A 26,983-nucleotide genomic window follows, 5' to 3' on the forward strand; every position below is an offset into this window, starting at 1 on the left:
AGTAGGATCGAACCGACCCGGGCGCACCGGACGGGCAGCGAAGGAGCCACGATGAGCGGCGACAGCGAGAAGTACTGGTACAACCTCACCACGGGCGAGGTGGAGAAGGGCTACGCGTCGCCGTCGGTCGACCGTGCGGGACCGTTCGAGACCCCTGAGGAGGCGGCCAAGGCGCCGCAGATCCTCCGAGAGCGGTCGCGGGCCTGGGCGGAGGAGGACCGACGAGAGGACTCGTGGGGCACGGGGTCCGACGCGTCGTCCGAAGCGGACAGCGGCGACCAGTAGTCTGGCTGAGGCCGGCACGGGAGAGGATGCGATGGACAAGCAGCGGGACTTCGTTCTCCGGACGATCGAGGAGCGGGGCGTCAAGTTCGTCCGACTGTGGTTCACCGACGTGATCGGTACCCTCAAGTCGGTCGCGATCGCCCCGGCGGAAGTCGAGGGGGCATTCAACGAGGGCCTCGGGTTCGACGGTTCCGCGATCGAGGGGCTCACCCGCTCCTACGAGTCGGATCTGCTCGCCCACCCCGATCCGACCACGTTCCAGACTCTGCCCTGGCGTGGCGAGATCGACCCCACCGCGCGTATGTTCTGCGACGTCACGACGCCCGACGGCCAGCCCGCGGTCGCCGACCCCCGCCACGTCCTCAAGCGCTCGCTCGCGAAGGCGGCCGACGCCGGGTTCACGTTCTACACGCACCCCGAGATCGAGTTCTACCTGCTGAAGTCCTCCTCGTACGGGCCTGACGGCCCCGAGCCGGTGGACTCGGCCGGCTACTTCGACAACGTCCCCGGCGGCACGGCGCACGACTTCCGCCGGCGCTCGGTGCGGATGCTGGAGGACCTCGGCATCTCCGTCGAGTACAGCCACCACGAGGGCGGCCCGGGCCAGAACGAGATCGACCTGCGCTACGCCGACGCGCTGGCGACCGCCGACAACATCATGACGTTCCGCACAGTCATCAAAGAGGTGGCGATCGAGCAGGGCGTGTACGCGACGTTCATGCCGAAGCCGCTCGGCGGTCAGCCCGGCAGCGGCATGCACACGCACATGTCCCTGTTCGAGGGGGACGTCAACGCCTTCTACGAAGAGGGCGCCCAGTACCAGCTGTCGAAGATCGGCCGCCAGTTCATCGCTGGCCTGCTCCGCCACGCGAACGAGATCTCCGCGGTCACGAACCAGTTCGTCAACTCGTACAAGCGCCTGTGGGGCGGTGACGAGGCACCGAGCTTCATCTGCTGGGGTCACAACAACCGCTCCGCCCTGGTGCGCGTTCCGCTCTACAAGCCGAACAAGGGGCAGTCCTCCCGCGTCGAGTACCGGGCGCTCGACTCGGCCGCGAACCCCTATCTCGCATACGCGCTGCTGCTGGCCGCGGGTCTGAAGGGCATCGAGGAGGAGTACGAGCTCCCCGCCGAGGCCGAGGACAACGTCTGGACGCTCACCGACTCCGAGCGTCGAGCCCTCGGCTATGCGCCGCTGCCTGCCAGCCTCGACCACGCCCTCGAATACATGGAGGAATCCGAGCTGGTCGCCGAGACCCTCGGGGAGCAGGTCTTCAACTACGTGCTCCTGAACAAGCGGCGCGAATGGCAGCAGTACCGCGCGCAGGTGACGCCGTTCGAGCTCAAGAGCAACCTCGAGATGCTCTGACCGCACGCCCACGCATGTCTGCGGCCGAGCGTTCCACCTCCCTGACCCATCTCGCGCGCCTGGGGTTCAGCGACCTCGGCGACGCCGATGCGCTGCTCGACGAGATCGAGCGCGACACCGGCGTGCCGCGCGCCGAGATCGCCGCAGACGCGACAGCGGCCGCCGATCCGGATGCCGCGCTCGAGGCGATCGCGCGGATCATCCGACGTGACGCGTCCGTGCTGTCGGCGGTGCGCGACGACCCCGACGCGCGCCGGTCGCTCTGGGCGCTCACGGGGGCGTCGAGCGGGTTCGCCGACTTCTTCCTGCGGCACCCCGAGGAACTCGCCCACCTTGTCGGGGTGGGGCGCGAGCTGCCGAGCGCGCACGAGATGCGCACCGCGCTGCTCGACGCCGTCGGCGCCGACGACGCCGGCTTCGCCGCCGACGGCACGGAGGTCGCGTGGGTGGCGCTTCGGGTGCGCTACCGTCGCCTTCTGGCCCGCATCGCGGCCTACGACCTGCTCAGCCCGTCGCCGGCGGACATCGTGCCGGCCGTCGCCGCGCGGCTGGCCGACGCCGCCGGCGCCGCCCTCGAGGCCTCGCTGTGCGTCGCGCGCACGCGGGTCTCCAGCGGTGCCGCTGGGGCGGGGCTCTTTCCCCGCGACCAGGTCGCCCGCACGCGACTCGCCGTGATCGGGATGGGAAAGACCGGTGCCCGCGAGCTCAACTACGTCAGCGACGTCGATGTGATCTTCGTCGCCGGTGCCGCCGACGACGATGTGGAGGACCTCGGCGAGAGTCGCGTCGTCGACATCGCCACCCGACTCGCCGTGCAGACCACGCGCGGCATCTCCGGAGTCGAGGTCGAGCCGCCCCTGTGGGAGGTGGACGCGAATCTCCGCCCCGAGGGCAAGCAGGGCGCCCTGGTCCGCACACTCGATTCGCACCTGTCGTATTACGACCGCTGGGCCAAGAGCTGGGAGTTCCAGGCGCTGCTGAAGGCGCGTCCGATCGCCGGCGACGCCGAGCTCGGCGCGGCGTACGTCGAGGCCGTCCAGCCGAAGGTGTGGACCAGTGCGGCGCGGGAGAACTTCGTGGACTCCGTCCAGCGCATGCGCGAGCGGGTCACCGAGCACATTGCGCCGGCCGACGTCCCGCTGCAGATCAAGCTCGGCCCCGGCGGCATCCGCGACATCGAGTTCACGGTGCAGCTGCTGCAGCTGGTCCACGGACTGACCGACGACAGGATCCGCCAGCGCGGCACCCTCGACGCCCTCGACGCGCTCGTGGCCGAGGGATACATCGGGCGAGCAGACGCCGCAGCGTTCTCGACCGACTACCGCATCCTGCGCCTCCTCGAGCATCGGGCGCAGCTGCGGCAGCTGCGCCGCACCCATCTCATGCCGGAGCGCCCCGAGGAGCTGCGCATCCTCGCCCGGTCCACGCGGATCGCCGACTCCGGCCCGGGCGTGTGGGAGCGCTGGGAGGCCGTCAAGCGCGAAGTGCGCGACATCCACGTCCGCCTGTTCTACCGGCCGCTGCTCTCGGCGGTGGCGGCCCTGCCCGCCGACGAGCAGTCGCTCTCGCCCGAGCAGGCCCACGCCCGGCTCGGCGCGATCGGGTTCGCAGACCCTGCCGGAGCCCTCCGCCACATCGCGGCGCTCACGAGCGGACTGAGCCGCAAGGCCTCGATCCAGCGTCACCTCATGCCGGTGATGATCCGGTGGTTCGGCGACGGCGCGGATCCCGACTACGGCCTCCTCGCCTTCCGCCGGCTCAGCGAGCGGCTCGGCGACACGCCGTGGTTCCTGCGCATGCTCCGCGACTCCTCGGGCGCGGCCGAGCGCTTGACCCGGGTGCTCTCCGGCAGCCGCTACGTCGGCGAGCTCATGGAGTGGATCCCGGAGTCGGCGGCCTGGCTCGACGAGCCGGAGCTGCTCAGACCGCGCTCGGGCGTCGCCCTGCAGCAGGAGGCGCGTGCGATCCAGACCCGTCACGCGACGATCACCGATGCCATGCGGGCCGTCCGGTCGCTGCGGCGCCGTGAGCTGCTGCGCACCGCGATGTCGGCGATCGTGGGCGACGCGACGATCGAGGCGGTCGCCGGCGCGCTCACCACGATCACCGAGGTCACCATCCAGGCCACGCTCCGTGCGGTGCGGCGCGAGATCGTGCCGCCCGAAGACGATGCACTGGATTTCTCCGTCATCGCCATGGGCCGATTCGGCGGGGCGGAACTCGGGTTCGGCTCGGATGCCGATGTGATGTACGTCTACCGGGCGAACGGGGTCGATCCCCAGCGCGCCCACGAGCTCGCCTCCCAGCTGGTGGCGGCCCTCCGACGGCACTCGGAGGATCATCGCGTGCCGCTGGATCTCGACGCGGATCTTCGCCCGGAGGGCCGGAGCGGGCCGATCGTGCGATCGCTGGATTCGTACGCGGAGTACTACCGGCGCTGGTCGGTGTCGTGGGAGGCGCAGGCGCTCCTGCGTGCGCGCGGCGTCGCGGGCAGCGTGAAGCTGATCCGCGCGTTCATGGAGATCGCCGATGAGGTGCGGTACCCGGCGGCGGTGGATCCCCACGGACTCCGGGAGATCAAGCGCATCAAGGCGCGCGTCGAGAGCGAGCGGCTGCCGCAGGGCGTCGATCCCGCGCGTCACCTCAAACTCGGGCCGGGATCTCTGAGCGATGTGGAGTGGCTGGTTCAGCTCATCCAGCTCGAGCACGCCCATGCCGTACCGGGCCTGCGGACGACATCGACACTGGGCGCGCTGACGGCAGCCGCGTCCGCGGGGCTGATCCCGGCGAGCGCGGCGGAACGATTGGGAGAGGCGTGGCGTCTCGCGAGCCGCCTCCGTTCGGCCAATACGCTCCTTTCCGGTCAGACCAGCGATGTCCTTCCGACGGACCGCCAGCGCCTGGACGGGATCGGGCGCGTCCTCGAATACCCCCGCGATCGGCCACGCGGGTCGAGGAGGACTACTTCGGGGCGACCCGTCGCGCCCGGCGGATGTTCGAGAAGCTGTTCTACGGCTGAGGTCCGCGGCTGCCGTCGCGGTCGGCGGTGGAGACAGCGATGGGCCCCGGACGAATCCGGGGCCCATCGCTGTGCTCGTCGGGATCAGACGCCGAAGTACAGCTCGTACTCGAAGGGGTGAGGACGGGCGTTGAGCGGCTGGATCTCGTTCTCGATCTTGTACTCGATCCAGGTCTCGATCAGCTCGGGCGTGAACACGCCGCCCTTCAGCAGGAACTCGTGGTCGGCACGCAGCGCCTCGAGCGAGTCGAGGAGCGAGTTCGGCACCTGCGGGATGTTCTTGGCCTCCTCGGGCGGCAGCTCGTAAAGATCCTTGTCGACCGGCTCGTGCGGCTCGATGCGGTTCTGGATGCCGTCCAGGCCCGCCATCATCTGCGCGGCGAACGCCAGGTAGGGGTTGCCCGAGGCGTCGGGCGCACGGAACTCGATGCGCTTGGCCTTGGGGTTGCTGCCCGTGATCGGGATGCGGATGGCCGCCGAGCGGTTGCCCGCCGAGTAGACCAGGTTGACCGGAGCCTCGTAGCCCTTGACCAGACGCTTGTAGGAGTTCAGCGTCGGGTTCGTGAACGCGAGGATCGCCGGGGCGTGGGCGAGGATGCCGCCGATGTACCAGCGGGCGAGGTCGGACAGACCGCCGTAGCCCTTCTCGTCGTAGAAGAGGGGCTTGCCCTCGAGCCACAGCGACTGGTGCGTGTGCATGCCCGAGCCATTGTCGCCGAAGAGCGGCTTCGGCATGAAGGTCGCGACCTTGCCCCACTCGTTCGCCACGTTCTTCACGATGTACTTGAACTTCAGGATGTCGTCCGCCGCGTGCACCATCGTGTCGAAGCGGTAGTTGATCTCCTGCTGACCGCCCGTGCCCACCTCGTGGTGTGCGCGCTCGAGGTGCAGACCGGACTCGATGAGCTTGAGGCTGATGTCGTCGCGGAGGTCTGCCGTCTTGTCAACGGGCGAGACCGGGAAGTATCCGCCCTTGTACGGGGTCTTGTTGGCGAGGTTGCCGCCCTCCTCCTGGCGGCCGGAGTTCCAGGCGCCCTCCTCGGAGTCGACGGAGTAGAAGCTGGAGTTCTGCTTCACCTCGTAGCGCACGTCGTCGAAGATGTAGAACTCCGCCTCGGGGGCGAAGAACGCCGTGTCGGCGATCCCGGTGGACGCGAGGTACTTCTCCGCCTTCTTGGCGACCTGGCGCGGGTCCTTCGCGTAGATCTCCCCGGTGCGCGGGTTGTAGATGTCGAAGACCATGATCAGCGTCTTGGCCTCGCGGAAGGGGTCGAGGTACGCCGTCGAGACGTCCGGGATGAGCTGCATGTCCGACTCGTGGATGTTCGCGAATCCACGGATGGAGGATCCGTCGAACAGCTGGCCGACCGTGAAGAACTCCTCATCGACGGTCGAGGCCGGAATGTTGAAGTGCTGCTGCACGCCAGGGAGATCCGTGAAACGGATGTCGAGGAACTTGACGTCCTCGTCCTTGATGAACTTCAGCACCTCGGATGAATCACTGAACATGAAATCTCCAGAGGTAGGGCATCGGGAACTGCCACCCTAGTAGGGCTTGCCTCGCAACGTACCGGCGAGGGATTGCCCGGCAGTGACATGATTGTTTCCGGCATGTTACAGGGGTCTGGATACCCTTGTGTGGTGACGCAGCAGGCACAGGACTATCCCGGCGAACGACTCGGCCTTCCGCGTGAAGGTCAGGGCTCGATCGGCCGGCTCGGCCGACGCGTGGGCGCGCTGTTCATCGACTACGGTGCGGCGTACATCATCTCGGGGTTCTTCGCCTGGGACCCGCTCGCGATCCTCGCGATCTTCGGGGCGATTCAGATCGTGTTCCTCCCCACTCTCCAGGGGAGCCCGGGGCACCGGGTGTTCGGTCTCCGGCTGGTGCGCGCCGACGGCGCGTGGGTAGGGCTGTGGCGCCCGGTGGTGCGCACCCTGCTGCTGCTCGTGGTCATCCCGGCCGTCATCTGGGACGCCGACCAGCGCGGACTGCACGACAAAGCGGCCGGGACCGTGCTCGTTCGCACCTGATCCCGACCGCTCCGACGCGCCCGCCCCTATCGGGGCCGGGGCGCGCGCACCTTGGTGGGGTCGATCCCCTTGGGGATCGGCATGGATGCCAGCGACTGCGAGACCGAGTCGACGCGCTTGATCACGGCGGCCATGGTGGCGCGGTCGATCTTCTTTGGCAGTGCCTTGATCGTCGGGGCGAGCTTGCCGATGGGGACCTCGTCCTCACCGTGGCCCACGTACAGCACCGTGACGGGGACGCCCGATGCGACGCGCTGCACCTTCATGCGCTCGTCGTTGACGAGGCGGGTGAGCCGGCCGCGCGTGCCTTCGCCGACGATGACGACGCCACCGCGGCCGATGGCGCGGTAGACCGCCTCCTGCGTCTTGGGGTTGATGCCGACGGGCATGTCGCTGGACGCCCACCGTCGGCCCAGCGAGGTCGACAGCACGTGGCCCGTCGCGCCCGGCATGCCGTCGATCCTGCGGTACATGGCCACAGTCGACAGGCGGGTCATCGTCATGAGGGAGGCGAGCACACCGACCATCAGGCCCGTGATGCCCCAGAGGATGACGCTCCAGATCGCGAGCGGCGGGATGAGGAAACCGACTCCGACGCCGGCGGCGATGCCCAGGATGAGGATGCCCGCCAGCAGGAAGGGCAGCCAGGGGAATGCCTTCTGCGTGAACGTGTAGAGCGTGCGGAGCTGTGAGAAGAAGCCGGGACGCTTCTCGGCGGAGGTACTGCGGGCTGCCATGCCTTCCAGACTACCGTCCAGACGGCAGACGTCCGATCCTCCCCAAGCGCCGCGACGCCGGGATTCCTCCACAGCCCGCAGGATCTGGCCCGTGCCGCGCGCCCTGCCACGATGCTCGGAGGATGTCCGCAGCTGCGAAGCCGCTTCCGACCCCGTACCGGGTGATCCGTCGTCTCGGCGCCGGCGACGCCCCCTGGGTGGGCCAGGTCGTCGGTGACGACGATGCCCGCACCTTCCACTGCGTCGACGCGGCGGTGCTCGGCGATGCGTGGCCGGGGTGGGGTGGCGAAGGCGAGCATCTTCTCGGCGTGGTCGACGTGGTGCGTCGACCGGACGGCCACGACGCGATCCTGCCGCTGTGCACCGAGCGCCTGGGTGGGTTCCTCGACCGACGCGCGAGCGGTCGCAGTCCGCTCACTCCCGGCGAAGCGGTCACCGTCGCGGTGAGCATCGTGCGCGGATTCTTCGACCTCCGCTCGACGGGGCTCCCGGACGCGATCGGCGAGTGGTGGCTGGGCGTCGACGGTCGGCCGCTGCTGGCCGTGGGGTCCGGATCGGCGACGGCCCGCGGTCGCACGCTCGCGCTGCTGGGCCAGGTCGCCGCTGCGGTGCCGTCCGACGTGTGGGAGATCGCGGTCGAAGCCGTGACCACCGTGCGGCCTGCGCCCCGCACGCTCGAGGTCGTCGAGGAGCGCCTGTTCGGCCACGCCGTCCCGACGGCGCTCGCGACGACAGCCCTCGCACCGCGCGGTGCGCGCGAGATATCGGTGACGGGCCGGGCCGAACACGTCGGGCCTCTGCCCGGACCGGAGCCGGTGGGATGGCTGTCGCGTGCCGTGCGTCTCGTGGACGCCGACCTCGGCGATGCCCTCTCTCGCGCGATGACCTCGGTGTGGCGCCGCCTGAACCGCCCGGATCGATCGACGCGGAAGCGACCATGGCTGCTCGCGGCGAGCGCCGCCGGGGGAGTGCTCGCGATCGGGATGCTGTGGCCGCAGCCGGCGGGCCCGGCCTCCGCCGACGGCTCCCCGCCGGCAGTGCAGACCACCCCGGCAGAGGATGCCGCTGCGGAGAGCACGGCCCCGGCGGAGGCCGGCGGCACCCAGGCCGACGGCACCCCGGCGGAGGCCGCGGCGGAGGCCGCGGCGGAGGCCGCGGCGGAACCGGCCGAAGCGGCGGCGCGCGTGCTCGATGCCCGTGCGGCGTGTCGCGATGACGCCTGCCGCCGGGCCACCCAGCAGGACGACAGGAGCGTGCCTCAGGGAGGCGCCGTGGATGCTCCAGCCGACGCGCGTGCGATCACGGTGCTCGAGGACTTCGGCGACGTCATCGTCGTGCGCGTCGATCCGATCGGATCCATGGTGGCCGCTCAGCTCGTCGTGATCGTGCGAGAGGACGGAAAATGGCTGCTGCGCGACGTGCATGACGTCGCGCAGCAGCCATGATTCGGGTGGTTCAGGCTCCCAGCTGGCCCTCGAAGGCGGCATCCTCGAGGCGGGCCTTGACCGCGCCGAGGAAGCGCGCAGCATCGGCGCCGTCGATGATGCGGTGATCGTACGAAAGCGCGAGGTACACGTAGGAACGCACCGAGATCGCCTCGACCCCATCGACCTTCACGATGCCCGGCCGCTTCACCACGGTGCCGGTCCCGAGGATCGCGGACTGCGGCAGGAAGACGACGGGAGTGTCGAAGAGCGCGCCGCGCGACCCGGTGTTGGTGAGGGTGAACGTGCCGCCGGCGAGCTCGTCGGGCTTGAGCTTGTTCTGACGCGTCCGCGACGCGAGATCGGCGATCTCGTGAGCGATCTGCGCGATGTTCTTGCTCGCGGCGTCACGCAGAACCGGCGTCAGCAGTCCGCGCTCGGTGTCGACGGCGATCGAGAGGTTCTCGGTGGCGGGGTAGACGATCTGATCGCCGTCGACCGTGGCGTTGACCACCGGGTGGGCCTGCAGGGCCTCGGCGGCCGCCAGCGCGAAGAACGGCAGGAACGAGAGCTTGTCGCCGGTCTTGCCGAGGAAGTCGGCCTTCACCTTGTCGCGGTAGGCCGCGAGCTTGGTGACGTCGACCTCGACGACGGTGGTGAGCTGGGCGGTGGCCTGCATCGAGGCCACGGCGCGCTCGGCCAGCACCTTGCGCAGACGCGACATCGGCTGCGTCGTGCCGCGCAGCGGCGAGACCTCGACCGGCGCGGGCGCCGCGGGGGCGGCCTCCGCCGATGCCGGAGCCGACGCGGCGGCGGCGGCCTTGAGCACGTCCTCCTTGCGGATGCGGCCACCCACACCCGTGCCGGTCACGGATGCGAGGTCCACGCCCTGCTGCTGGGCGAGCCGACGCACCAGCGGGGTGACGTAGGTGAGCTGGTCGCCGTCGTCTTCTGCGGCAGCGGGCGCCGGAGCGGCAGCGGGCGCCGGAGCGGCAGCAGGGGCCGGAGCGGCAGCAGGGGCCGGAGCGGCAGCAGGGGCCGGAGCGGCAACGGGCGCCGGAGCGGCAGCAGGGGCCGGTGCAGCCGCGGGCGCGGGCGCAGCCGCGGCAGGCTCCGGAGCCGCTTCAGGGGCCGACTCGGGAGCGGCGGCCTCGGCGGGCGCGGCTCCGGGCTCGCCGATGCGTCCCAGCGGAGAGCCCACCGTGACCGTCTCGTCCTCGGCAACGAGGATCTCGGTCAGCACACCCGCGAACGGCGACGGGATCTCGGTGTCGACCTTGTCGGTCGAGATCTCCAGCAGCGGCTCATCGACGGCCACCTCTTCGCCGACCTGCTTGAGCCAGCGGGTCACGGTGCCCTCGGTGACGCTCTCGCCGAGTTCGGGCAGCACGACGTCCTTGCCGCCGGCAGCGGGCTGCGCAGCGGCCGGGGCCGCGGCGGGGGCCTCCTGGGCGGGGGCGGGGGCCTCCGGCTCCGCGGGGGCGGCGGGTTCGGGCTCGGTCGCCTCTGCGGGCGCGGGTGCTGCGGTCTCGCCTGCTGCGGAGCCGTCGCCGATCTTGGCGAGCACGGCGCCCACCTCGACGGTCTCGTCTTCCTGGACGAGGATCTCCTCGATGACGCCGCTCACGGGCGACGGGATCTCGGTGTCGACCTTGTCGGTCGAGATCTCGAGCAGACCTTCGTCGGCCGCGACGGTGTCGCCGACCTGCTTCAGCCAGCGGGTGACCGTTCCCTCTGTGACGCTCTCTCCGAGCGCGGGAAGGACCACGGAAGTGCTCATGGGCTTGTCTCCTTCAGGATGCCGATGTCTTGTCTAGCTTAGTGATGAGGGGGAGGGGGTTCGTCAGAGCGCGTGCAGCGGCTTGCCCGACAGGGCCAGGAACGCCTCGCCCAGCGCCTCGCTCTGCGTCGGATGCGCGTGGATGTAAGGCGCGATGTCCTCGGGATGCGCCTCCCATCCGACGGCGAGTTGACCTTCAGTGATGAGCTCCCCGACGCGGTCTCCGGCGAGGTGGACCCCCACGATCGCTCCATCCGTGCGCCGGACGACCTTGACCAGGCCACCCGTCCCGATGATCTCGCTCTTGCCGTTGCCCGCCAGATTGTACTCGTACGCGCGGACCCCGTCGGCGCCGTACTCTTCCACGGCCTGCGCCTCGGTGAGCCCGACGGATGCGACCTCGGGGCTGCAGTAGGTCACTCGCGGGATATGTGCCTCGGGGATGAGCACGGGCGAGAGCCCCGCGATCTCCTCGGCGACGAAGATGCCCTGCTGGAAGCCGCGGTGGGCGAGCTGCAGACCGGGCACGATGTCGCCGACGGCCCACACATGGGGCACTCCGGTCCGCAGCCGCTCGTCGGTGGTGACGAAGCCGCGGTCGATCGTGACCCCCGCCTCCTCGTAGCCGAGCCCCGCGGTCGCCGGTCCGCGTCCGACGGCCACGAGGAGATACTCGGCCTCCACCGTGGTGCCGTTCTCCAAGGTGACCGTCACCGAGTCGGCGGTCTGGGTGGCCGAAGCGAACCGCACGCCGAGCGACGAGGCGATGCCGCGACGACGGAAGGCGCGCTCGAGCGCCTTGCTCAAGGCGATGTCCTCATTGGGCACCAGGTGGTCCAAAGCCTCGACGATCGTGACGTCGACGCCGAAGGAGCGCCATACGCTCGCGAACTCGACCCCGATGACCCCGCCGCCGAGGATGATCGCGCGGGCCGGGATCTCGTCGAGTTCGAGGGCGTGCTCACTCGTGAGGATGCGTCCGCCGATCTCCAGGCCTGGCAGCGTGCGACTGTACGAGCCGGTCGCGAGCACCACGTCGGTGCCTCGATAGAGATCGTCGCCGACGCGCACCGCCGGGCCCGCCTCCAGGCGTCCCTCGCCGGCGACGACGGTGATCCCACGCGCCTTGACGAGGCCCTCCAGCCCCTTGAACTTCTTCGCGACGATGCCCTCGCGGTAGGCGCGCACCCCGGCGGGGTCGACGCCGTCGAACGTGGCGCGGATACCGATGGTGGATGCCTCGCGCGCCGACTCCGCGACTTCGGCGGCGTGCAGGAGGGCCTTGGTCGGGATGCATCCCCGGTGGAGGCACGTGCCGCCGACCTTGTCCTTCTCGATGATGGCGACGGTGCGGCCGAGTTCGGCGGCACGCAGCGCGGCCGCGTACCCGCCGCTGCCGCCGCCGAGCACGACGAGGTCGAAGGTGTGATCGGTCATGATGCGGCCTCCCCGGTCACGAATCGCACGAGACTGCGCACGGTCGCCCCGGTCGGCCCCTTGTCGGTGAAGCCGTAGGCGCCGCCCTTGTGGGTGCCGCTTCCGGCGATGTCGAGGTGCACCCAGGGAATGCGCGGCGCGTCGTCGGCGTCGCCGGTGCGCCCGATGAAACGGCTGAGGAACAGTCCGGCGAAAAGCGATCCGCCGGCGGGATCGCCGATCTTGGCGTTCTGCAGATCCGCGATCGGCGAGTCGAGTTCTTCGACCATGTGCGCGGGCAGCGGAAGCTGCCAGGCGGGCTCGGCGGCAGCCTCGGCAGCCGCGAGGTATCCGGCCACGGCGTCGTCGTCGCCCATGACACCGGTGTGACGGGTGCCGAGTGCGACCAGGATCGCTCCGGTGAGGGTCGCGACGTCGACGATCACGTCGGGTCGGAGGCGGCTGGCGGCGACCAGGCCGTCGGCGAGCACGAGACGGCCCTCGGCGTCGGTGTTGAGCACCTCGACGGTGGTGCCGTCGAGAAGGCGCAGCACGTCGCCCGGGCGGGTGGCCCGGCCCGAGGGCATGTTGTCGGCGATGCAGAGGAACGCCGTCACCCGCACCGGCGCGGCCAGAGCGGCGACCGCACGGAGCACCGCCAGCGCGGTGGCGGCGCCGCACATGTCGTACTTCATGCCGACCATCCCCGACGGGGGCTTGAGCGAGAGTCCGCCGGTGTCGAAGGTGATCCCCTTGCCGACGAGGCTGACGTGACGGGTCGCGCCCTCGGGCGCGTACTCCAGGCGAACCAGCCGCGGCGGCCGGTCGGAGCCCTGTCCGACGCCGAGGATGCCGCCGTAGCCGCCTTCGCGCAGCGCGTTCTCGTCGAGAACCTCCACCTCGACGGGAAGGCCCGCGAGCGACTCCCGGGCGCGCTCGGCGAAGTCCGCCGGGCCGAGCCACTCGGCCGGGACGTTCACGAGGTCCTTCACGAGGGCGACCGCGGACGCCTCGGCGCTGACCGCCGCCAGGGCGGCGGCGTCGGCCGGTGCGGACCCGTGCACGACGATGCGGGATGCGCGGGGCTTGGGCGCCTCGGACTTGTACCCCTCGAAGCGGTAGGCACCCAGCGTCGCCCCTTCGGCGAGTTCGCGCCAGCGGGCCGGGTCGGCCAGCGGCGCGGCGAGTGCGACGGTGGCGAACCCCGTCAGCACGCGCGCCGCGGTGCCCGCGGCATCCCGCACCGCCGCCGCGTCCGGATCGGCTCCCGTGCCGACGACGGCCAGCGGGAGGGCGGTGGCGGCGGGGGCGTGGACCCGCTGGAACGAGGACGGCGATCCGGTGAAGCCGATCGCGGCGAGAGCCTCGACCAGACCGGGCCAGTCCTGCAGTCGAGCCTTCGTCTCGTCGTCGTCGATCGGGGGGAGCGCCAGCACGATCGCGTCGGCATCGGTGTCTCGAATGTCTGAGTCGGTGTAGTCCAGGTCGGGGTACGACATGCGCTCCATCCTAGGGATGCGCCTGTTCGCTGTGAGCGGGATGCGACCGGGCCGGGGTGGGGGAGACGGCTCGTAGCATGGAGGCATGCCCCGTTCCGGATCTCTTTTCGAGCGCGCAGCCTCGGCCCCGCCCGTGCCCGCGGGTCTGCCGCTGGTCATCGCGCTCACCGGGTTCACGGATGCCGGGAGCGCCGTCTCCCGCATGGTCGAGTACTTCCGCGACGAGCTCGACCCGACCCCGCTCGTCGTGTTCTCCAATGATGTGCTCCTCGACTACCGTGCGCGCCGGCCGATCATCACGTTCGAGCAGGACCACCTGACGTCGTTCCGGCCGCCGCGGCTCGAGCTGTCGATCGCACACGATTCGCTGGGCCAGCCGCTTCTCCTGCTCGCCGGGTACGAGCCGGATTTCGCGTGGGAGGCGTTCGCCGAGGCGGTGATCGCCCTCGCGGAGGCGTATGCGGTGTCGACCGTGACATGGGTGCACGCCATTCCGATGCCCGTGCCGCACACGCGTCCCCTGGGTACCACCGTCAGCGGGACCCGCGCCGATCTGACCGAGGCGCACTCGGTGTGGCAGCCGCACACCCAGGTGCCCGCCACCGCCGGGCACCTGCTCGAGTACCGGTTCGCCGAGGCGGGCGCCCGGGTGTCGGGGTTCGTGCTGCTGGTCCCTCACTACCTCGGCGACACCGAGTACCCCGCGGCGGCGCTGGCCGGTCTCGACAGTCTCACCGTCGCCACGGGGCGCGTGTTCTCGGGCGACTCGCTGCGCGAGGAGAATCGCGAGTACCTGGACAAGGTCGAGGAGCAGGTCGCCGGCAGCGAGGAGCTGACCCGGATGGTCGCGGGGCTCGAAGAGCGCTATGACGCGTACATGGCGGGCTCTACCCAGGCGACGGCGATGGTGCACACCGGCGACCTTCCCAGCGCCGACGAGATCGCCGCCGAGCTCGAGCGCTTCCTCGCCTCCAACCCTTCGGGCGACGACGACAAGCGTCCCTCATCCTGAGTGCGTGGGCCGAACGCGGGGATCAGGGGAATGATGTGCGGCGGCCCGGTGTTTCCCTCAGGAGGGCCGCACACGCGTCATTCAGGGTGTGTGCCGCAAGTATGAGACAATGGACGCCTTGACCCGTTGTCGACCGTGATGGCGAGACCTGTTCTCGTCGCCGCAGACTTGACAAGGGTCTTACTAGTGTCCGAAATCGACCGGGGCGTGTGATCGACGTCCGCCGGTGAAAGGCGAAACGTGACCTCAGCCACGAAGACCAGCTCCCGCGCGAGCTCTGCGAAGGACACCGAGAACGAGGCGACCGACGCAGCGGCTTCCGAGGAGGCGACGCAGCAGCCGGCCGCCAAGAAGCCGGCCGCCAAGAAGACTGCGACCAAGGCGAAGGCCAAGGCCGCACCCAAGAAGGCGTCCAAGAAGTCCGCTTCCGACGACGAGGACGACGAAGACGTCGACCTGGCCGACGCCGAGATCGAAGACGACGCCGACGCGGCGAAGACGGACGCCAAGTCCGACGACGACGCGGACGGCGATGACGACGAGGACAAGAAGCCGGCCTTCAGCGAGCCGCTGCCCACCGGGGCGATCGTCATCTCGTCGAGCGACGAGGACGACGTGCCCGTCTACTCGACGCAGATCACCGGTGCGACCGCCGATCCGGTCAAGGACTACCTGAAGCAGATCGGCAAGGTTCCGCTGCTGAACGCGGCCGAAGAGGTCGAGCTCGCGATGCGCATCGAGGCGGGTCTGTTCGCCGAGGAGAAGCTGTCGCAGATGTCGGAGGCCGACAAGCGCAGCCAGCTCGGGCTCGACCTGCAGTGGGTCGCCCGCGACGGCCAGCGCGCCAAGAGCCACCTGCTGGGGGCGAACCTGCGCCTGGTGGTGTCCCTCGCCAAGCGCTACACGGGCCGTGGCATGCAGTTCCTGGATCTCATCCAGGAGGGCAACCTCGGTCTCATCCGCGCGGTCGAGAAGTTCGACTACACCAAGGGCTTCAAGTTCTCGACGTACGCGACGTGGTGGATCCGTCAGGCCATCACCCGCGCCATGGCCGACCAGGCCCGCACCATCCGCATCCCCGTGCACATGGTCGAGGTCATCAACAAGCTCGCGCGCGTGCAGCGGCAGATGCTGCAGGACCTGGGTCGCGAACCCACGCCCGAAGAGCTCAGCCGCGAACTCGACATGACCCCCGAGAAGGTCATCGAGGTGCAGAAGTACGGCCGCGAGCCCATCTCGTTGCACACGCCCCTCGGCGAGGACGGCGACAGCGAGTTCGGCGACCTGATCGAGGACACCGAGGCCGTGGTGCCCGCCGACGCGGTCGGCTTCACCATGCTCCAGCGTCAGCTCGAGTCTCTGCTCGACTCGCTCTCCGAGCGCGAAGCGGGGGTCATCCGCATGCGCTTCGGACTGGGCGACGGCCAGCCCAAGACCCTCGACCAGATCGGCGACACGTTCGGCGTCACGCGCGAGCGGATCCGTCAGATCGAGTCCAAGACGATGGCGAAGCTGCGGCACCCCAGCCGTTCGCAGTCGCTCCGGGACTACCTCGAGTGAGCGCCGAAGCGAACGCCGGCAAGGCGCTGACGGTCGAACTCGAGGGCACCGCCTATTCGCGTATCCCGATCCGCACCCGGGTGGTGATGCCCGGCGATGATCTCGACGCGTTCGTCCGCGAGTACGCGGGCGGTGCGGTGCAGCCCGGGGACATCCTGTTCGTGACCGAGAAGATCGTCGCGATCACCCAGGGTCGCTCGTTCCCGATCGATTCCATCCAGCCGCGCAAGCTCGCCTTCTTCCTTTCGAAGTACGTGACGCGCACGCCCTACGGAATCGGCCTCGGCATGCCCGAGACGATGGAGATGGCGCTGCGCGAGTGCGGGACGCCCCGCATCCTGGTGGCGGCGGCGGTGTCGGCGGTGACCAAGGCCTTCGGTCGCAAGGGCGACTTCTACCGGGTCGCCGGCGACAAGGCTCGCGCCATCGACGGCCCCACCAGCGGAACGATCCCGCCGTACAACAAGGCGGTCGTGCTCGGCCCCGAGCGTCCGCGCGAGGTCGCCCAGCGGGTGAAGTCGCTGCTCGGCGGCGTCCCAGAGGTCGCCGTCGTGGACATCAACGACCTGGGCGGGAACATCCTCGGCTCCACGCTGGACAAGGCGGGGGAGAAGCGCCTCGTGGCGATCCTCAAGGACAACCCGCTCGGTCAGGGCCACGAGTCCACGCCGCTCGGCATCGTCCGCGACGCCTGAGCACCGGCATCACGCACGGAAGGGGGCGAGGGAGCAGTTGCGCTCCCTCGCCCCCTTCCGTGCGTGTCAGAAGCCGATCGCCGCGCGGTAGCGGGGCTTGTGTCCGGTGCGGATGCCGGTGACGCTGGGCTTGTTCTCGTAGACGCCGGCCCCCCAGTTGCCCTCCACGAGCACGGGACCGTCGGGACCGACCACGATGTCCCAGCCGACGTACTGCACCTGCGGGACGACCCGGGCGACCCGGTCGACGAACGCGATGACCTCGTCGACCATCGGCAGCTGGAAATCGGCGATGCGGAAACCGGTGTCGGGGTGGCGCTCATGCACGTGCCCGTGGGAGTCGTATCCCGCGCCGACCGCGCGGCCGCTCTCGTCGAGCATCGTGTAGAAGCCGCCGAAGGTCATCTGGTCGCTCACCGCGCCGCGGCCGAACTTCTGCGCCATCGCGAGGATGTGCGTCTTCTCGCCGTCGAAGAAGGCCGTGACGCGGGTGGTGTTGACCGTGCCGGGGCAGACGGCGGCGAGGTCGTCGTGCTGACGGATGACCTCCTCGATGAGGAGTTCGCCGCGGTCCACGAGCCCGCGGTGGAACTGCCCCCAGTCCGCCACCTCGGCGGCATGATACCGGTGCACGCCGGTGCCGGCCTGACCGACGGGCTCCTTGGTGACCACGGTGCCGTGGCGTTCGACGAACGCCCGCACGGCATCGGCGGAGCCCTCGTCGACGACCATCCACTCGCGGCGCAGGTGATCGCTGAAGACCCGGTCGAACTCGACCTTGTCCTGGAAGATGTAACGGAAGTCGGGGTGATCGAACTTCTGCGAGAGCTGGTTCGACACCGGGTGCGTCATGTACGTCGCGCGCTCGTGCGGCCGGAGGATCGCGAAGTCGTAGTCGATGTAGTCCTGGAATCCGACGTTGCGCAATCCCGCCTGCCAGAGCATGTCGACGACGACGGCGGGAGTCCACTTGCCGTGCTGGACGGACGCCTCCTTCGCGCGCTCGAGGACGGATCCGACGTTGATGCGGCGCGCGCGACCGGCGAGGTAGCGCAGGCGCGGCGCAAGGCCGAGGCCTTCAGTAGCCATGTGTGCTCCGGAATGGGTGGTGGGGGACCCGGATAGTCTAGGGGCGTGAGTTCGACGAACCCTGGGCACGCTCCGTCGGGCTCGGTTCCGCGTGGCGGGCTGCGCACGCGGATCGATCTGGCCGCGCTGGCGCGCAACCTCCGCCGCGCCCGTGCCGCGCTCCCCGAAGGAGTGGCTCCCGCGACAGATCTGAGCGCCGACGCGTGGGGACACGGCCGCACCGCCTGCGCAGCCGTCCTGCGGGAGGCGGGGTTCTCCGTCGATCCCGCGGAGGCGTCGACGGTCGCGCCCGAGGTCGTCTGGGGGCTGGATGCGACGGCTCTCACCGAGCCGGTGATGCGCGCCGCCGGAATCGTGCTCAGCACGAAGGCGCTCCGAGCGGGGGAGGGCGTCTCCTACGGCTACCTGCATCGCGCTCCCCGCGACACCCGGATCGCGCTGGTGACCGGAGGCTATGCGCAGGGAGTCGTGCGCAGTCTCGGCGGCCGCGCCGTCGTCGTCATCGATGGTCTGCGCCATCCCATCGTCGGCCGCGTCGCCATGGATGTGTGCGTCGTGGACATCGGGGATGCCGCCGTCGATCGCGGCGCCGAGGCGGTCTTCTTCGGAGACCCCGCCGATGGCGCTCCCTCGGTGCGCGAATGGGTGACGGCGACGGGGATGACCGCGATCGAACTCGTCGCGGCGGTCGGGGTGCACAGCGAGCGGGAGCACGTCGCATGAGCGCTGTGCTCACCGTCGACCTCGACGTCTTCGCCGCGAACCTCGATCGCGTCCGGGCCGCGGTGGCCCCGGCGCGACTGATGCTGGTCGTGAAAGACGATGCCTACGGCCATGGGCTGCCCGCGATCGTCGGGCGTGCGGTGCGCGAAGGCATCGACTGGTTCGGCGCCTTCGATGTGACCACCGCCCTCGCCGTTCGCGAGACCGCGGGGCCGCGGGCGCGCGTGTTCTCATGGATGGCCGCGAGCGAGGAGGACATCGCGCGGGCGGTCGGCGCCGACATCGACCTCGGGATCGGCGACGAGGCGCTGCTGGAGGATGCCGCGGCCGTCGCCCACCGCACCGGCCGAACCCTCTCCGTGCACCTCAAGATCGACACGGGCCTCCATCGCAACGGCGTGCGCCCCGAGCGATGGCCCGCGTTCGTCGCGCGCGCCGCAGCGCTCGAATCGGCCGGCGCACTGCGTGTGCAGGGCATCTGGAGCCACATCGCAGAAGCCTCGGACGCCGACGACGACGCAGCCCGGTCGGCGTTCGAGACCGCCCTCGCGCAGGCGGCGGAGGCCGGACTGCGCCCCGCGGTGCGCCACCTCGCCGCCAGCGCCGCGTCGTTCGCGCGGCCCGAGTTCCGCTACGACATGGTGCGCGTGGGGGCGTTCACCTACGGCATCCGCCCGGCAGGGGGGCCGTCGAGCGCCGAGCTCGGCATCCACCCGATCGCCGCCCTCCGCACTCGCGTCCACGCGGTGGAGGGCGCGCACGCGGTGCTCGAGGCGGGAATGGGCGACGGGATCCCGTCGCTGCTCGGGGGCCGGGTGGAGGTCGCCACTCCGGCGGGGCCGCGACGGATCCGCGAGGTCGCGGTGCGCACGATCGTGGATGCCTGGCCCGGCGCCGCCGTCGGCGACGAGGTCGTCGTGTTCGGCGCCCGATCGCACGGTGCCGCCGAGGCGACGGACCTGGCGGAGGCGATCGGCACGATCGGCGAGGAGATCGCGCTGCGCGTGTCGCCGCGCGTGCCGCGGGAGTACCGGGGTCGGTGACCCCGGCGCCGGCTCAGCCGGTCAGACGGGTTCGCTCAGACGTGCCGTCTCGTCGTGCCAGGAGGTGGCGACGGCGCGCAGCTTCTCCTCGTACTTGCGACCGTGGTGCGCGCAGAACAGCAGTTCGGATCCGTTGACCTCGGCCGCGATGTAGGCCTGGGCGCCGCAGGAGTCGCACCGGTCCACCGCCGTGAGGCGGTACTCGAGGACGGCGGCGGGCTCGGTCGGTGTGGAAAGCGTGGTCATCTCGGTGCCTCCTCGGTGTCGCGTCGTGCTTAGCGGGTCATGACATACAACCACGGCAATGTTTCGAGAATGCCGCGAACGGGTCACAGTTCGCTCACCGCGTATCCGATCGCGGACCCTCGTGTCTGTGGAGAGGTCCGCATCACTGCACAGATACCCTTGAAGATTGTGACCGCTGAATATTCCGCCCACCACCTGCAGGTGCTCGAGGGACTGGAGGCGGTGCGCAAGCGCCCTGGCATGTACATCGGCTCGACCGATTCGCGCGGGCTGATGCACTGTCTCTGGGAGATCATCGACAACTCCGTCGACGAGGCCCTCGGCGGGCACGGCTCGAGGATCGACATCGTCCTGCACGCCGACGGCAGCGTGGAGGTGCGCGACCGCGCGCGCGGCATCCCCGTCGACATCGAGCCGCGCACGGGGCTGTCCGGCGTGGAGGTCGTCTTCACCAAGCTGCACGCCGGCGGCAAGTTCGGCGGCGGATCGTACGCGGCATCGGGCGGCCTGCACGGCGTCGGCGCCTCCGTGGTCAACGCCCTCTCCGAGCGACTCGACGTCGAGGTCGACCGTGGCGGGAAGACGTGGGCGATGTCCTTCCACCGGGGTGAGCCCGGCATCTTCGACGGCCCGGCGCCGGAGTCGGACTTCCGACCTTTCGAGAGCAGCAGCGAGCTGCGCGTCGTCGGCAAAGCCGCCCGAGGGGTGACGGGGACCCGCATCCGCTACTGGGCGGACCGACAGATCTTCACCAGGGACGCGGCCTTCAACCTCGCCGAGCTCGAGCAGCGCGCGCGGCAGACCGCATTCCTCGTGCCCGGCCTCGAGATCGTGATCCGCGACGAGCGCGGCGACGAGCCGGTGGAGACGGTCCACCGCTACGACGGCGGGATCTCGGAGTTCGCCGAGTTCCTCGCCCCCGACAGCGCGATCACCGACACGTGGCGGCTCACCGGCAGCGGAGGATTCACCGAGACGGTTCCGGTGCTGCAGGCCAACGGCTCGATGGTGCCCACCGAGGTGCAGCGCGAGTGCGAGGTCGACATCGCCCTGCGATGGGGCACCGGGTACGAGACGGTCGGACGCTCGTTCGTGAACATCATCGCCACGCCCAAGGGCGGCACGCACCAGCAGGGCTTCGAACAGGGGCTCATGAAGGTGCTGCGCACCCAGGTGGAGCAGAACGCCCGGAAGCTCAAGGTGGGCAACGACAAGCTCGAGAAGGACGACATTCTCGCCGGCCTCAGCGTCGTGCTCACCGTGCGCCTCCCGGAGCCGCAGTTCGAAGGGCAGACCAAGGAGGTGCTCGGCACGCCGGCCGTGCGCCAGATCGTCTCCAACGTCGTCACCCGGGAGCTCACCGCGCGGTTCTCCTCACCCAAGCGCGACGACAAGGCTCAGACCGCGCTGCTGCTGGACAAGGTGGTCTCGGAGATGAAGGCGCGCATCTCGGCGCGCACGCACAAGGAGACCCAGAGGCGCAAGAACGCCCTGGAGTCCTCGTCTCTGCCCGCGAAGCTCGCCGACTGCCGTTCGAACGACGTCGCCGACTCGGAGCTGTTCATCGTGGAGGGCGACTCGGCCCTGGGGACGGCGAAGCTGGCGCGCAACAGCGAGTACCAGGCGCTGCTGCCCATTCGCGGCAAGATCCTCAACGTGCAGAAGGCGTCGGTGAGCGACATGCTCTCGAACGCCGAATGTGCGGCCATCATCCAGGTGATCGGCGCCGGTTCGGGCCGCTCGTTCGATCTCGATACGGCGCGATACGGCAAGATCATCCTGATGAGCGACGCCGACGTCGACGGCGCGCACATCCGCACCCTGCTGCTCACTCTCTTCTTCCGGTACATGCGCCCGCTGATCGATGAGGGCCGTGTCTATGCCGCGGTTCCGCCGCTGCACAGGGTCGTGGTGATCAACCCGGGTTCGAAGCCGAACGACACGATCTACACGTACTCCGAGCAGGAGCTGCACACGCTCCTGGCGAAGCTGACCAAGTCGGGCAAGCGCTGGCAGGAGCCGGTGCAGCGCTACAAGGGTCTGGGCGAGATGGATGCCGACCAGCTCGCGACCACGACGATGGACCGCACCGGTCGCACGCTGCGCCGGGTGCGCATGCAGGACGCCGAGGCGGCCGCCGCCGTGTTCGAGCTGCTCATGGGCAACGACGTCGCCCCCCGCAAGGAGTTCATCATCGACTCGAGCGATCGCCTGGCCCGGGAGCGCATCGACGCGTGACGCGTCGCCGGCGCCGCTCAGCGGATGCCGGTTCCCACCGAGGCGATCACGCCGTCCAGCGGCATACCCGAGGCGTCGCGCTTGGCGCCCTCCGCGGGGAGCGTCCGGGCCGCGCCGTCGGCAGCCACCGCGCGCGGTCCGGTGCCGACCCACGCGAGGGCGAGGGCGTCCTCGCCCTTGAGGAAGCGCTGCGCGCGAACGCCGCCGGTCGCACGGCCCTTCGCGGGGAACTCGCTGAACGGCGACACCTTGGCGGTTCCCGCATCCGTTCCGGCGATCGCGCCCGTCGCGCCGGCGACGGTGACCACGACCGCGTCGAACTCGGCCGCACCGACCACCTGGAAGGAGACCACGCGGGCGCCTTCCGACAGACGGATGCCGGCCATGCCGCCCGCGGCGCGCCCCTGCGGTCGCACCGAGCCTGCGTCGAAGCGCAGCAGCTGCGCGTCGGACGCGATGAAGACGAGCTCGTCCCCGTCGGCGGCCGGCGCCGCCCCGACGACGCGGTCGCCGGACTTCAGCGAGATGATCTCGATGTCGTGCTTCGTACCGATCTCGGCCGCCGAGACACGCTTGACGATGCCCTGCGCGGTGCCGACGGCGAGGGGCACGGCACCCTCCAGCGGAACGATCGCGACCACGTGCTCGTCGGCGGACAGTCCCAGGTACTGGTCGGCTTTCGTGCCGGCGGCCAGCTGAACCGAATTGCCGGGCACCGACGGCAGGTCGACCGGCGTGAACCGCACCAGGCGCCCCGCGCTGGTCACCGCGCCGAGGTCGCCGCGGGTGGTGGTGTCGACGGCGCTGCGGACGGCGTCGTGCTTGGCGCGGCGCGTGGGCGCGACGATCCCGCCGCCCGGTGCCTCGGCGGTCAGCTCCGCGCGTGCCATGCGTCCCGTCGTGGAGAGGAAGACGCGGCACGGCGCATCGGCGATCTGCAGGTCGGCGACAGCGGCGGCGGCGCGGGAGCGGGGCGCGACCGGGCCGCCGTTGAGCAGGAGGGTGCGTCGCGGCGTCCCGTACGTGTCTGCGGCCGCTTCCAGCTCGCGCGCGACCTGAGCGCGCAGCAGCGTGTCCGAGGCCAGGAGCTCTTCGAGGTGCGCGATCTCGGCCTGGAGGCTGTCGCGCTCCGCCTCCAGCTCGATGCGCGAGAACTTCGTGAGGCGGCGCAGACGCAGCTCGAGGATGTACTCCGCCTGGGGCTGCGAGAGGTCGAACACCTGCATCAGGCGGCCGCGCGCCTGCTCCCCGTCGTCGGAGGCGCGGATGACCTGGATGACCTCGTCGATGTCCAGGATCGCGATCAGGAGCCCCTCGACGAGGTGGAGGCGCTCACGGCGGCGAGCGAGGCGGTACTCGCTGCGGCGGGTCACGACCCGCAGCCTGTGGTCGAGGTACACGCTCAGCATGTCCTTGAGCCCCAGGGTCTGGGGCTGCCCGTCGACGAGGGCGACATTGTTGATGCCGAACGAGTCCTCGAGCGGGGTGAGGCGGTAGAGGTGCTCGAGCACGGCCTGCGGATCGAACCCCGTCTTGATGCCGATCACCAGGCGCAGACCCTTGTGCCGATCGGTGAGGTCGGTCACATCGGCGATGCCCTGGAGCTTCTTCGCCCCCACGGCATCCTTGATCTTCTCGATGATCCGCTCGGGGCCGACGAGGTAGGGCAGTTCGGTGACGATGAGTCCAGTGCGACGGGGGCCCAGGGGCTCGATCGAGACCTTCGCACGCGTGCGGAAGGTGCCCCGCCCGTTCGCATAGGCGTCCTTGATCCCGTCGAGACCCACGATGATTCCGCCGGAGGGCAGATCGGGACCCGGGACGAACTCCATCAGCTCCTCGAGCGTGGCCTCGGGGTGGTCGAGGAGGTGAACGGCCGCCGAGACCACCTCGACGAGGTTGTGCGGGGCCATGTTGGTGGCCATGCCCACCGCGATCCCGCTCGCGCCGTTCACGAGCAGGTTCGGGAAGGCGGCCGGCAGCACCTCGGGCTGCTGGAACTGCCCGTCGTAGTTCGGCACGAAGTCCACGACGTCCTCGTCGAGGTTCTCCGTCAGCGCGAGCGCCGGGGGCGCCAGTCGCGCCTCGGTGTAGCGGGGCGCGGCCGGGCCGTCGTCGAGCGAGCCGAAGTTGCCGTGCCCGTCGACGAGCGGAACCCGCAGGGAGAAGGACTGCGCCAGCCGCACGAGGGCGTCGTAGATCGCCGCATCTCCGTGCGGGTGGAGCTTGCCCATGACCTCGCCGACCACGCGCGCACTCTTGACGTGGCCGCGGTCGGGGCGCAGCCCCATGTCGGCCATCTGGAAGAGGATGCGCCGCTGGACCGGCTTGAGTCCGTCGCGGGCATCCGGCAGGGCGCGGGAGTAGATCACGGAGTACGCGTACTCCAGGAAGGAGCCCTGCATCTCGGTGGCGACATCGACGTCTTCGATGCGCCCGTGGTCTGCGGGGGAGGAGTCTGTGCGGGAAGCAGGCATGACGATTCGGCCTCGGGTGACGGCGGTCGGAGAGGGCGGCTCAGCGGTGTGCGAGACTTGCCCGGATGTCCCTCAGCCTACCCGTCGACTCGCCGCGGACCCGGAGCCTCACCGAGGTGGTGCCCGAGATGCTGGCGGCCATGGAGGGCGGCGGGTCGTGGCTCGCCCCTGCCACCAGCGCGATCGTCGTCGTCCTCGACGGCCTGGGTGCGCGCAATCTGGCTGCGCGGGCGGGGCATGCACGCTACCTCGCTCAGGCGGGTGGCCGGCGTGACGTGGCCCGCTCGGTGTTCCCGAGCACGACGGCCACGGCCCTGACCGGGCTGCTGACCGGGGCGAGCGCGGGGGAGCACGGCGTGGTGGGCTACCGCGCGCGGGTTCCGGGGACCGATGCCGTGGTCAACCAGCTGCGCGGCTGGGAGGGGGGCGAGCTCCCCGACGGGTGGCAGCGGGCGGCCCCGCTCACCGCCGGCCGCCGGTCGTTCGCCGTCTCCAAACGCGAGTATGCGGAGACGGGCTTCACGCGGGCGACCCTCGGCGGTGCGCAGTTCCATGGCGAGGACGACCTGTCCGCACGCGTCGACATCGCCGTCGACCTCGCTGCGCGGCATCCCGGATCGTTCACGTACCTGTACGCCCCCGACCTCGACATGGTCGGGCATCGGCGCGGGTGGGAGTCCGACGAGTGGATCGCCGCGCTCGAGGGCGTGGATGCCGCGATGCGGCGCCTCGGCGAGTCGCTGGCCCCGGAGGTCGGAGCGATCGTGACCGCGGACCACGGCATGGTCGACGTGCCACGTCACCGACACGTGCTGCTCTCCGACGGCGACGACCTCGTCGAGGGCGTGCGGCTGATCGGCGGCGAACCGCGGATGCTCCACCTCTACACGCAAGGCGGTGCGGCCGCCGACGTGCTTCGGCGCTGGGACACGGCCGAGGGGCACCGCGCGTGGGTGCTCAGCCGTGCGGACGCGATCCAGGCCGGCCTCTTCGGAGCGGTCGACGCGGCCGTGCGCGAGCGGATCGGTGACGTGCTGGTCGCGGCGCGCGGCGGGATCGCCTACTACGACGATCGGCTCGCCGACAAGGGACCGCAGCGGATGGTGGGCCAGCACGGCTCACTCACCGATGAGGAGCGCACGGTGCCGCTCATCAGGCTCGGCGCTTTCGCGACGCGCTGACGACGCCCGGTCAGTCCTCGCTGCGGGCGCCGAAGACGATCTCGTCCCAGGACGGCATCGAGGTGCGGCCCTTGCGCCGCCCACCCGCCTCGGCGACCGCCGCCGGCGAGGGCGGCGCCGCGTCTTCGGGCTCCTCCGGCGTCGCCGGCTCGTACCCCGGCTCGAGGGCGTCGAAGAGCGCGACAGGCGCGGCGGGACGCGTGGGTGCGGGGTCGGTGATGCCCGGCAGCGGCTCGCGCTGACCACGCCGCCGGCGCAGCGCCTCCAGCAGATCTGCGGTCTCCGCCGACGTCATGACGGGCTCCGTGGCGCGCTTGATCGCCGCCTCCTGGACGGCGGTGGCAGCCGGTGTCGGAAGCTCGGGTGCCTCATCGGTCTCCGAGGTGCGGCGCGGGCCGAACGCGCCACTGTCGAACCGCGGCTCGTCGGCGCCCGAGTCGGAGTCGAGGGCGCGCAGGCGCGGGATGAGGCCGTCGGGGAGGGACCCCTGCCGCGACAGCTGCACCGCGTCGGCGTTGGAGGGCGAGAGGGTGCTGCGGCGCGGGTCGAAGCCCCAGCGCGCGTCGTGCTCGACCTCGTTCGCCGTGAATGAGAGCTTGACGATCCAGCCGGTCGGCTCCTTCCAGCTCGTCCACCGCTCACCGGTGGCTCCCGCGTCGGCGAGCTTGGCGCGAACCGCGGAGCCGAAGGTGTGCGGTGCGTCGGCGTCGAAGTCCCCGCCGAGGAGCACGGGCACCGCCAGCGCCTGTCCGACCACGTGCTCGCGCTCGGCGAGCACCGGGCCTTCGAAGCGGCGGACGTCCTCCACCCGGCATCCGAGCAGCTCGGCGACGTCCGGAGCGGACAGTCCGGCGCGGATCTGGGCCTGGATCTCTCGGGGGCTGGGACGAGACTCCCGGGGTTCGATCTCACGCTCGCGCCGCGCCCGGCGCAGCTCCAGCCTGAGCACGTCGTCGACGGCGAGAGCGAACCTCTCGCCGGAATCGGTCGCCAGGACGAGTCGATCGTCCTCCGTTCCGATGACCTTGAGCTGTTCCATGCGAACGCCCCTCCGATCCAGCCGTGTGCGCCCCATGGTGTCACAGACGTCCCCGGGTGCCGGGAATATCGCGCGCGTGGCGTGGGTTTCAGGCGTCGCACCACGGATCGCGCAGAT

At 70.4% G+C, this 26,983-nt stretch carries 20 protein-coding genes and 1 pseudogene; 12 read left to right on the forward strand and 9 right to left on the reverse strand.

Features of this window, described 5'->3' with window-relative positions; all coding sequences use genetic code 11:
- The first annotated feature begins 51 nt into the window (after positions 1–51).
- The 3 genes and pseudogenes from HQM25_RS08680 (at position 52) to HQM25_RS08690 (ending at position 4,673) form a co-directional block, all read left to right on the forward strand.
- Positions 52–285: an SPOR domain-containing protein gene (locus HQM25_RS08680; RefSeq protein WP_172989872.1), complete on the forward strand. Its 234-nt coding sequence runs from the start codon at positions 52–54 to the stop codon at positions 283–285.
- 31 nt (positions 286–316) lie between these two features.
- Entirely contained in the window at positions 317–1,654 is a 1,338-nt protein-coding gene (gene glnA, locus HQM25_RS08685) for a type I glutamate--ammonia ligase (RefSeq protein ID WP_172989873.1), read from the forward strand.
- 14 nt (positions 1,655–1,668) lie between these two features.
- Positions 1,669–4,673 (forward strand): annotated as a pseudogene (locus tag HQM25_RS08690) (bifunctional [glutamine synthetase] adenylyltransferase/[glutamine synthetase]-adenylyl-L-tyrosine phosphorylase).
- Between the two features lie 84 nt (positions 4,674–4,757).
- On the opposite strand, the gene glnA (HQM25_RS08695) reads toward HQM25_RS08690, so the two are convergent.
- Positions 4,758–6,182: a type I glutamate--ammonia ligase gene (glnA, locus tag HQM25_RS08695; RefSeq protein WP_172989874.1), complete on the reverse strand. Its 1,425-nt coding sequence runs from the start codon at positions 6,180–6,182 to the stop codon at positions 4,758–4,760.
- 132 nt (positions 6,183–6,314) lie between these two features.
- Here glnA (HQM25_RS08695) and HQM25_RS08700 point away from each other — a divergent pair, with 132 nt between their 5' ends.
- Entirely contained in the window at positions 6,315–6,707 is a 393-nt protein-coding gene (locus HQM25_RS08700; protein WP_254359633.1) for an RDD family protein, read from the forward strand.
- A gap of 26 nt (positions 6,708–6,733) precedes the next feature.
- Here the strand turns inward: HQM25_RS08700 and HQM25_RS08705 are convergent, their stop codons facing one another.
- Positions 6,734–7,444 carry a DUF4191 domain-containing protein gene (locus tag HQM25_RS08705; protein WP_172989875.1) on the reverse strand — a complete coding sequence of 237 codons (711 nt, stop codon included), beginning with the start codon at positions 7,442–7,444 and terminating at the stop codon, positions 6,734–6,736.
- A gap of 122 nt (positions 7,445–7,566) precedes the next feature.
- On the opposite strand from HQM25_RS08705, the gene HQM25_RS08710 reads away from it, so the two are divergent.
- Positions 7,567–8,889, forward strand: a complete 1,323-nt coding sequence (locus HQM25_RS08710; protein ID WP_172989876.1) for a hypothetical protein — start codon at positions 7,567–7,569, stop codon at positions 8,887–8,889.
- Between the two features lie 10 nt (positions 8,890–8,899).
- Here HQM25_RS08710 and sucB read toward each other — a convergent pair whose 3' ends face one another.
- The 3 genes from sucB to HQM25_RS08725 all read right to left on the reverse strand — a co-directional run bounded on the left by sucB (position 8,900) and on the right by HQM25_RS08725 (position 13,563).
- Positions 8,900–10,648, reverse strand: a complete 1,749-nt coding sequence (gene sucB / locus HQM25_RS08715) for a 2-oxoglutarate dehydrogenase, E2 component, dihydrolipoamide succinyltransferase (protein WP_172989877.1) — start codon at positions 10,646–10,648, stop codon at positions 8,900–8,902.
- 63 nt (positions 10,649–10,711) lie between these two features.
- The gene (gene lpdA, locus HQM25_RS08720) at positions 10,712–12,085 is read right to left on the reverse strand and encodes a dihydrolipoyl dehydrogenase (protein WP_172989878.1); all 1,374 of its coding nucleotides are present in this window, start codon (positions 12,083–12,085) and stop codon (positions 10,712–10,714) included.
- A complete protein-coding gene (locus HQM25_RS08725; RefSeq protein WP_172989879.1) occupies positions 12,082–13,563 on the reverse strand; it encodes a leucyl aminopeptidase in 1,482 nt (493 codons plus the stop codon). Before HQM25_RS08725 ends, lpdA begins: the two co-directional genes overlap by 4 nt.
- Positions 13,564–13,648: 85 nt before the next feature.
- Here HQM25_RS08725 and HQM25_RS08730 point away from each other — a divergent pair, with 85 nt between their 5' ends.
- From HQM25_RS08730 to HQM25_RS08740, 3 genes are all read left to right on the forward strand, one after another.
- Positions 13,649–14,575, forward strand: a complete 927-nt coding sequence (locus HQM25_RS08730) for a proteasome assembly chaperone family protein (RefSeq protein ID WP_172989880.1) — start codon at positions 13,649–13,651, stop codon at positions 14,573–14,575.
- Between the two features lie 240 nt (positions 14,576–14,815).
- On the forward strand, positions 14,816–16,135 hold the full coding sequence (locus HQM25_RS08735) for an RNA polymerase sigma factor (protein ID WP_172989881.1): 1,320 nt from the start codon (positions 14,816–14,818) through the stop codon (positions 16,133–16,135).
- Positions 16,132–16,830, forward strand: coding sequence for a coenzyme F420-0:L-glutamate ligase (locus tag HQM25_RS08740; RefSeq protein ID WP_172989882.1), 699 nt, complete (start codon positions 16,132–16,134; stop codon positions 16,828–16,830). Before HQM25_RS08735 ends, HQM25_RS08740 begins: the two co-directional genes overlap by 4 nt.
- 66 nt (positions 16,831–16,896) lie before the next feature.
- Here the strand turns inward: HQM25_RS08740 and HQM25_RS08745 are convergent, their stop codons facing one another.
- Positions 16,897–17,919, reverse strand: a complete 1,023-nt coding sequence (locus HQM25_RS08745; RefSeq protein WP_172989883.1) for a sugar-transfer associated ATP-grasp domain-containing protein — start codon at positions 17,917–17,919, stop codon at positions 16,897–16,899.
- Positions 17,920–17,964: 45 nt separating this feature from the next.
- Between HQM25_RS08745 and HQM25_RS08750 the strand changes: the two genes are divergently transcribed.
- Positions 17,965–18,642, forward strand: a complete 678-nt coding sequence (locus tag HQM25_RS08750; RefSeq protein WP_254359229.1) for an alanine racemase C-terminal domain-containing protein — start codon at positions 17,965–17,967, stop codon at positions 18,640–18,642.
- Positions 18,639–19,685 (forward strand): alanine racemase, encoded by a 1,047-nt coding sequence (locus tag HQM25_RS08755; protein ID WP_172989884.1) that lies wholly within the window; start codon positions 18,639–18,641, stop codon positions 19,683–19,685. Before HQM25_RS08750 ends, HQM25_RS08755 begins: the two co-directional genes overlap by 4 nt.
- Before the next feature lie 21 nt (positions 19,686–19,706).
- Here HQM25_RS08755 and HQM25_RS08760 read toward each other — a convergent pair whose 3' ends face one another.
- A complete protein-coding gene (locus HQM25_RS08760) occupies positions 19,707–19,931 on the reverse strand; it encodes a DUF7455 domain-containing protein (RefSeq protein ID WP_172989885.1) in 225 nt (74 codons plus the stop codon).
- 168 nt (positions 19,932–20,099) lie between these two features.
- Here HQM25_RS08760 and HQM25_RS08765 point away from each other — a divergent pair, with 168 nt between their 5' ends.
- Entirely contained in the window at positions 20,100–22,169 is a 2,070-nt protein-coding gene (locus HQM25_RS08765) for a DNA gyrase/topoisomerase IV subunit B (protein WP_438803593.1), read from the forward strand.
- Between the two features lie 17 nt (positions 22,170–22,186).
- Here the strand turns inward: HQM25_RS08765 and HQM25_RS08770 are convergent, their stop codons facing one another.
- Positions 22,187–24,646, reverse strand: a complete 2,460-nt coding sequence (locus HQM25_RS08770; protein ID WP_172989886.1) for a DNA gyrase/topoisomerase IV subunit A — start codon at positions 24,644–24,646, stop codon at positions 22,187–22,189.
- 65 nt (positions 24,647–24,711) lie between these two features.
- On the opposite strand from HQM25_RS08770, the gene HQM25_RS08775 reads away from it, so the two are divergent.
- Positions 24,712–25,827, forward strand: a complete 1,116-nt coding sequence (locus HQM25_RS08775) for an alkaline phosphatase family protein (protein ID WP_172989887.1) — start codon at positions 24,712–24,714, stop codon at positions 25,825–25,827.
- A 10-nt stretch (positions 25,828–25,837) separates the two neighbouring features.
- On the opposite strand, the gene sepH is transcribed toward HQM25_RS08775, so the two are convergent.
- Complete coding sequence (gene sepH / locus HQM25_RS08780) at positions 25,838–26,866, reverse strand: septation protein SepH (RefSeq protein ID WP_172989888.1); 1,029 nt, start codon at positions 26,864–26,866, stop codon at positions 25,838–25,840.
- Between the last annotated feature and the right edge of the window lie 117 nt (positions 26,867–26,983).

Source organism: Microbacterium hominis, from assembly GCF_013282805.1.
Taxonomy (GTDB): Bacteria; Actinomycetota; Actinomycetes; order Actinomycetales; family Microbacteriaceae; genus Microbacterium; species Microbacterium hominis_B.

What these genes read in the sequence shown, in the direction of transcription:
- HQM25_RS08680 (WP_172989872.1), top strand. Translation starts at nt 52, where the DNA reads ATGAGCGGCGACAGCGAGAAGTACTGGTACAACCTCACCACGGGCGAG.
- glnA (WP_172989873.1), top strand. Translation starts at nt 317, where the DNA reads ATGGACAAGCAGCGGGACTTCGTTCTCCGGACGATCGAGGAGCGGGGC.
- glnA (WP_172989874.1), bottom strand. Translation starts at nt 6,182, where the DNA reads ATGTTCAGTGATTCATCCGAGGTGCTGAAGTTCATCAAGGACGAGGAC.
- HQM25_RS08705 (WP_172989875.1), bottom strand. Translation starts at nt 7,444, where the DNA reads ATGGCAGCCCGCAGTACCTCCGCCGAGAAGCGTCCCGGCTTCTTCTCA.
- HQM25_RS08710 (WP_172989876.1), top strand. Translation starts at nt 7,567, where the DNA reads ATGTCCGCAGCTGCGAAGCCGCTTCCGACCCCGTACCGGGTGATCCGT.
- sucB (WP_172989877.1), bottom strand. Translation starts at nt 10,648, where the DNA reads ATGAGCACTTCCGTGGTCCTTCCCGCGCTCGGAGAGAGCGTCACAGAG.
- lpdA (WP_172989878.1), bottom strand. Translation starts at nt 12,085, where the DNA reads ATGACCGATCACACCTTCGACCTCGTCGTGCTCGGCGGCGGCAGCGGC.
- HQM25_RS08725 (WP_172989879.1), bottom strand. Translation starts at nt 13,563, where the DNA reads ATGTCGTACCCCGACCTGGACTACACCGACTCAGACATTCGAGACACC.
- HQM25_RS08730 (WP_172989880.1), top strand. Translation starts at nt 13,649, where the DNA reads ATGCCCCGTTCCGGATCTCTTTTCGAGCGCGCAGCCTCGGCCCCGCCC.
- HQM25_RS08745 (WP_172989883.1), bottom strand. Translation starts at nt 17,919, where the DNA reads ATGGCTACTGAAGGCCTCGGCCTTGCGCCGCGCCTGCGCTACCTCGCC.
- HQM25_RS08755 (WP_172989884.1), top strand. Translation starts at nt 18,639, where the DNA reads ATGAGCGCTGTGCTCACCGTCGACCTCGACGTCTTCGCCGCGAACCTC.
- HQM25_RS08760 (WP_172989885.1), bottom strand. Translation starts at nt 19,931, where the DNA reads ATGACCACGCTTTCCACACCGACCGAGCCCGCCGCCGTCCTCGAGTAC.
- HQM25_RS08770 (WP_172989886.1), bottom strand. Translation starts at nt 24,646, where the DNA reads ATGCCTGCTTCCCGCACAGACTCCTCCCCCGCAGACCACGGGCGCATC.
- HQM25_RS08775 (WP_172989887.1), top strand. Translation starts at nt 24,712, where the DNA reads ATGTCCCTCAGCCTACCCGTCGACTCGCCGCGGACCCGGAGCCTCACC.
- sepH (WP_172989888.1), bottom strand. Translation starts at nt 26,866, where the DNA reads ATGGAACAGCTCAAGGTCATCGGAACGGAGGACGATCGACTCGTCCTG.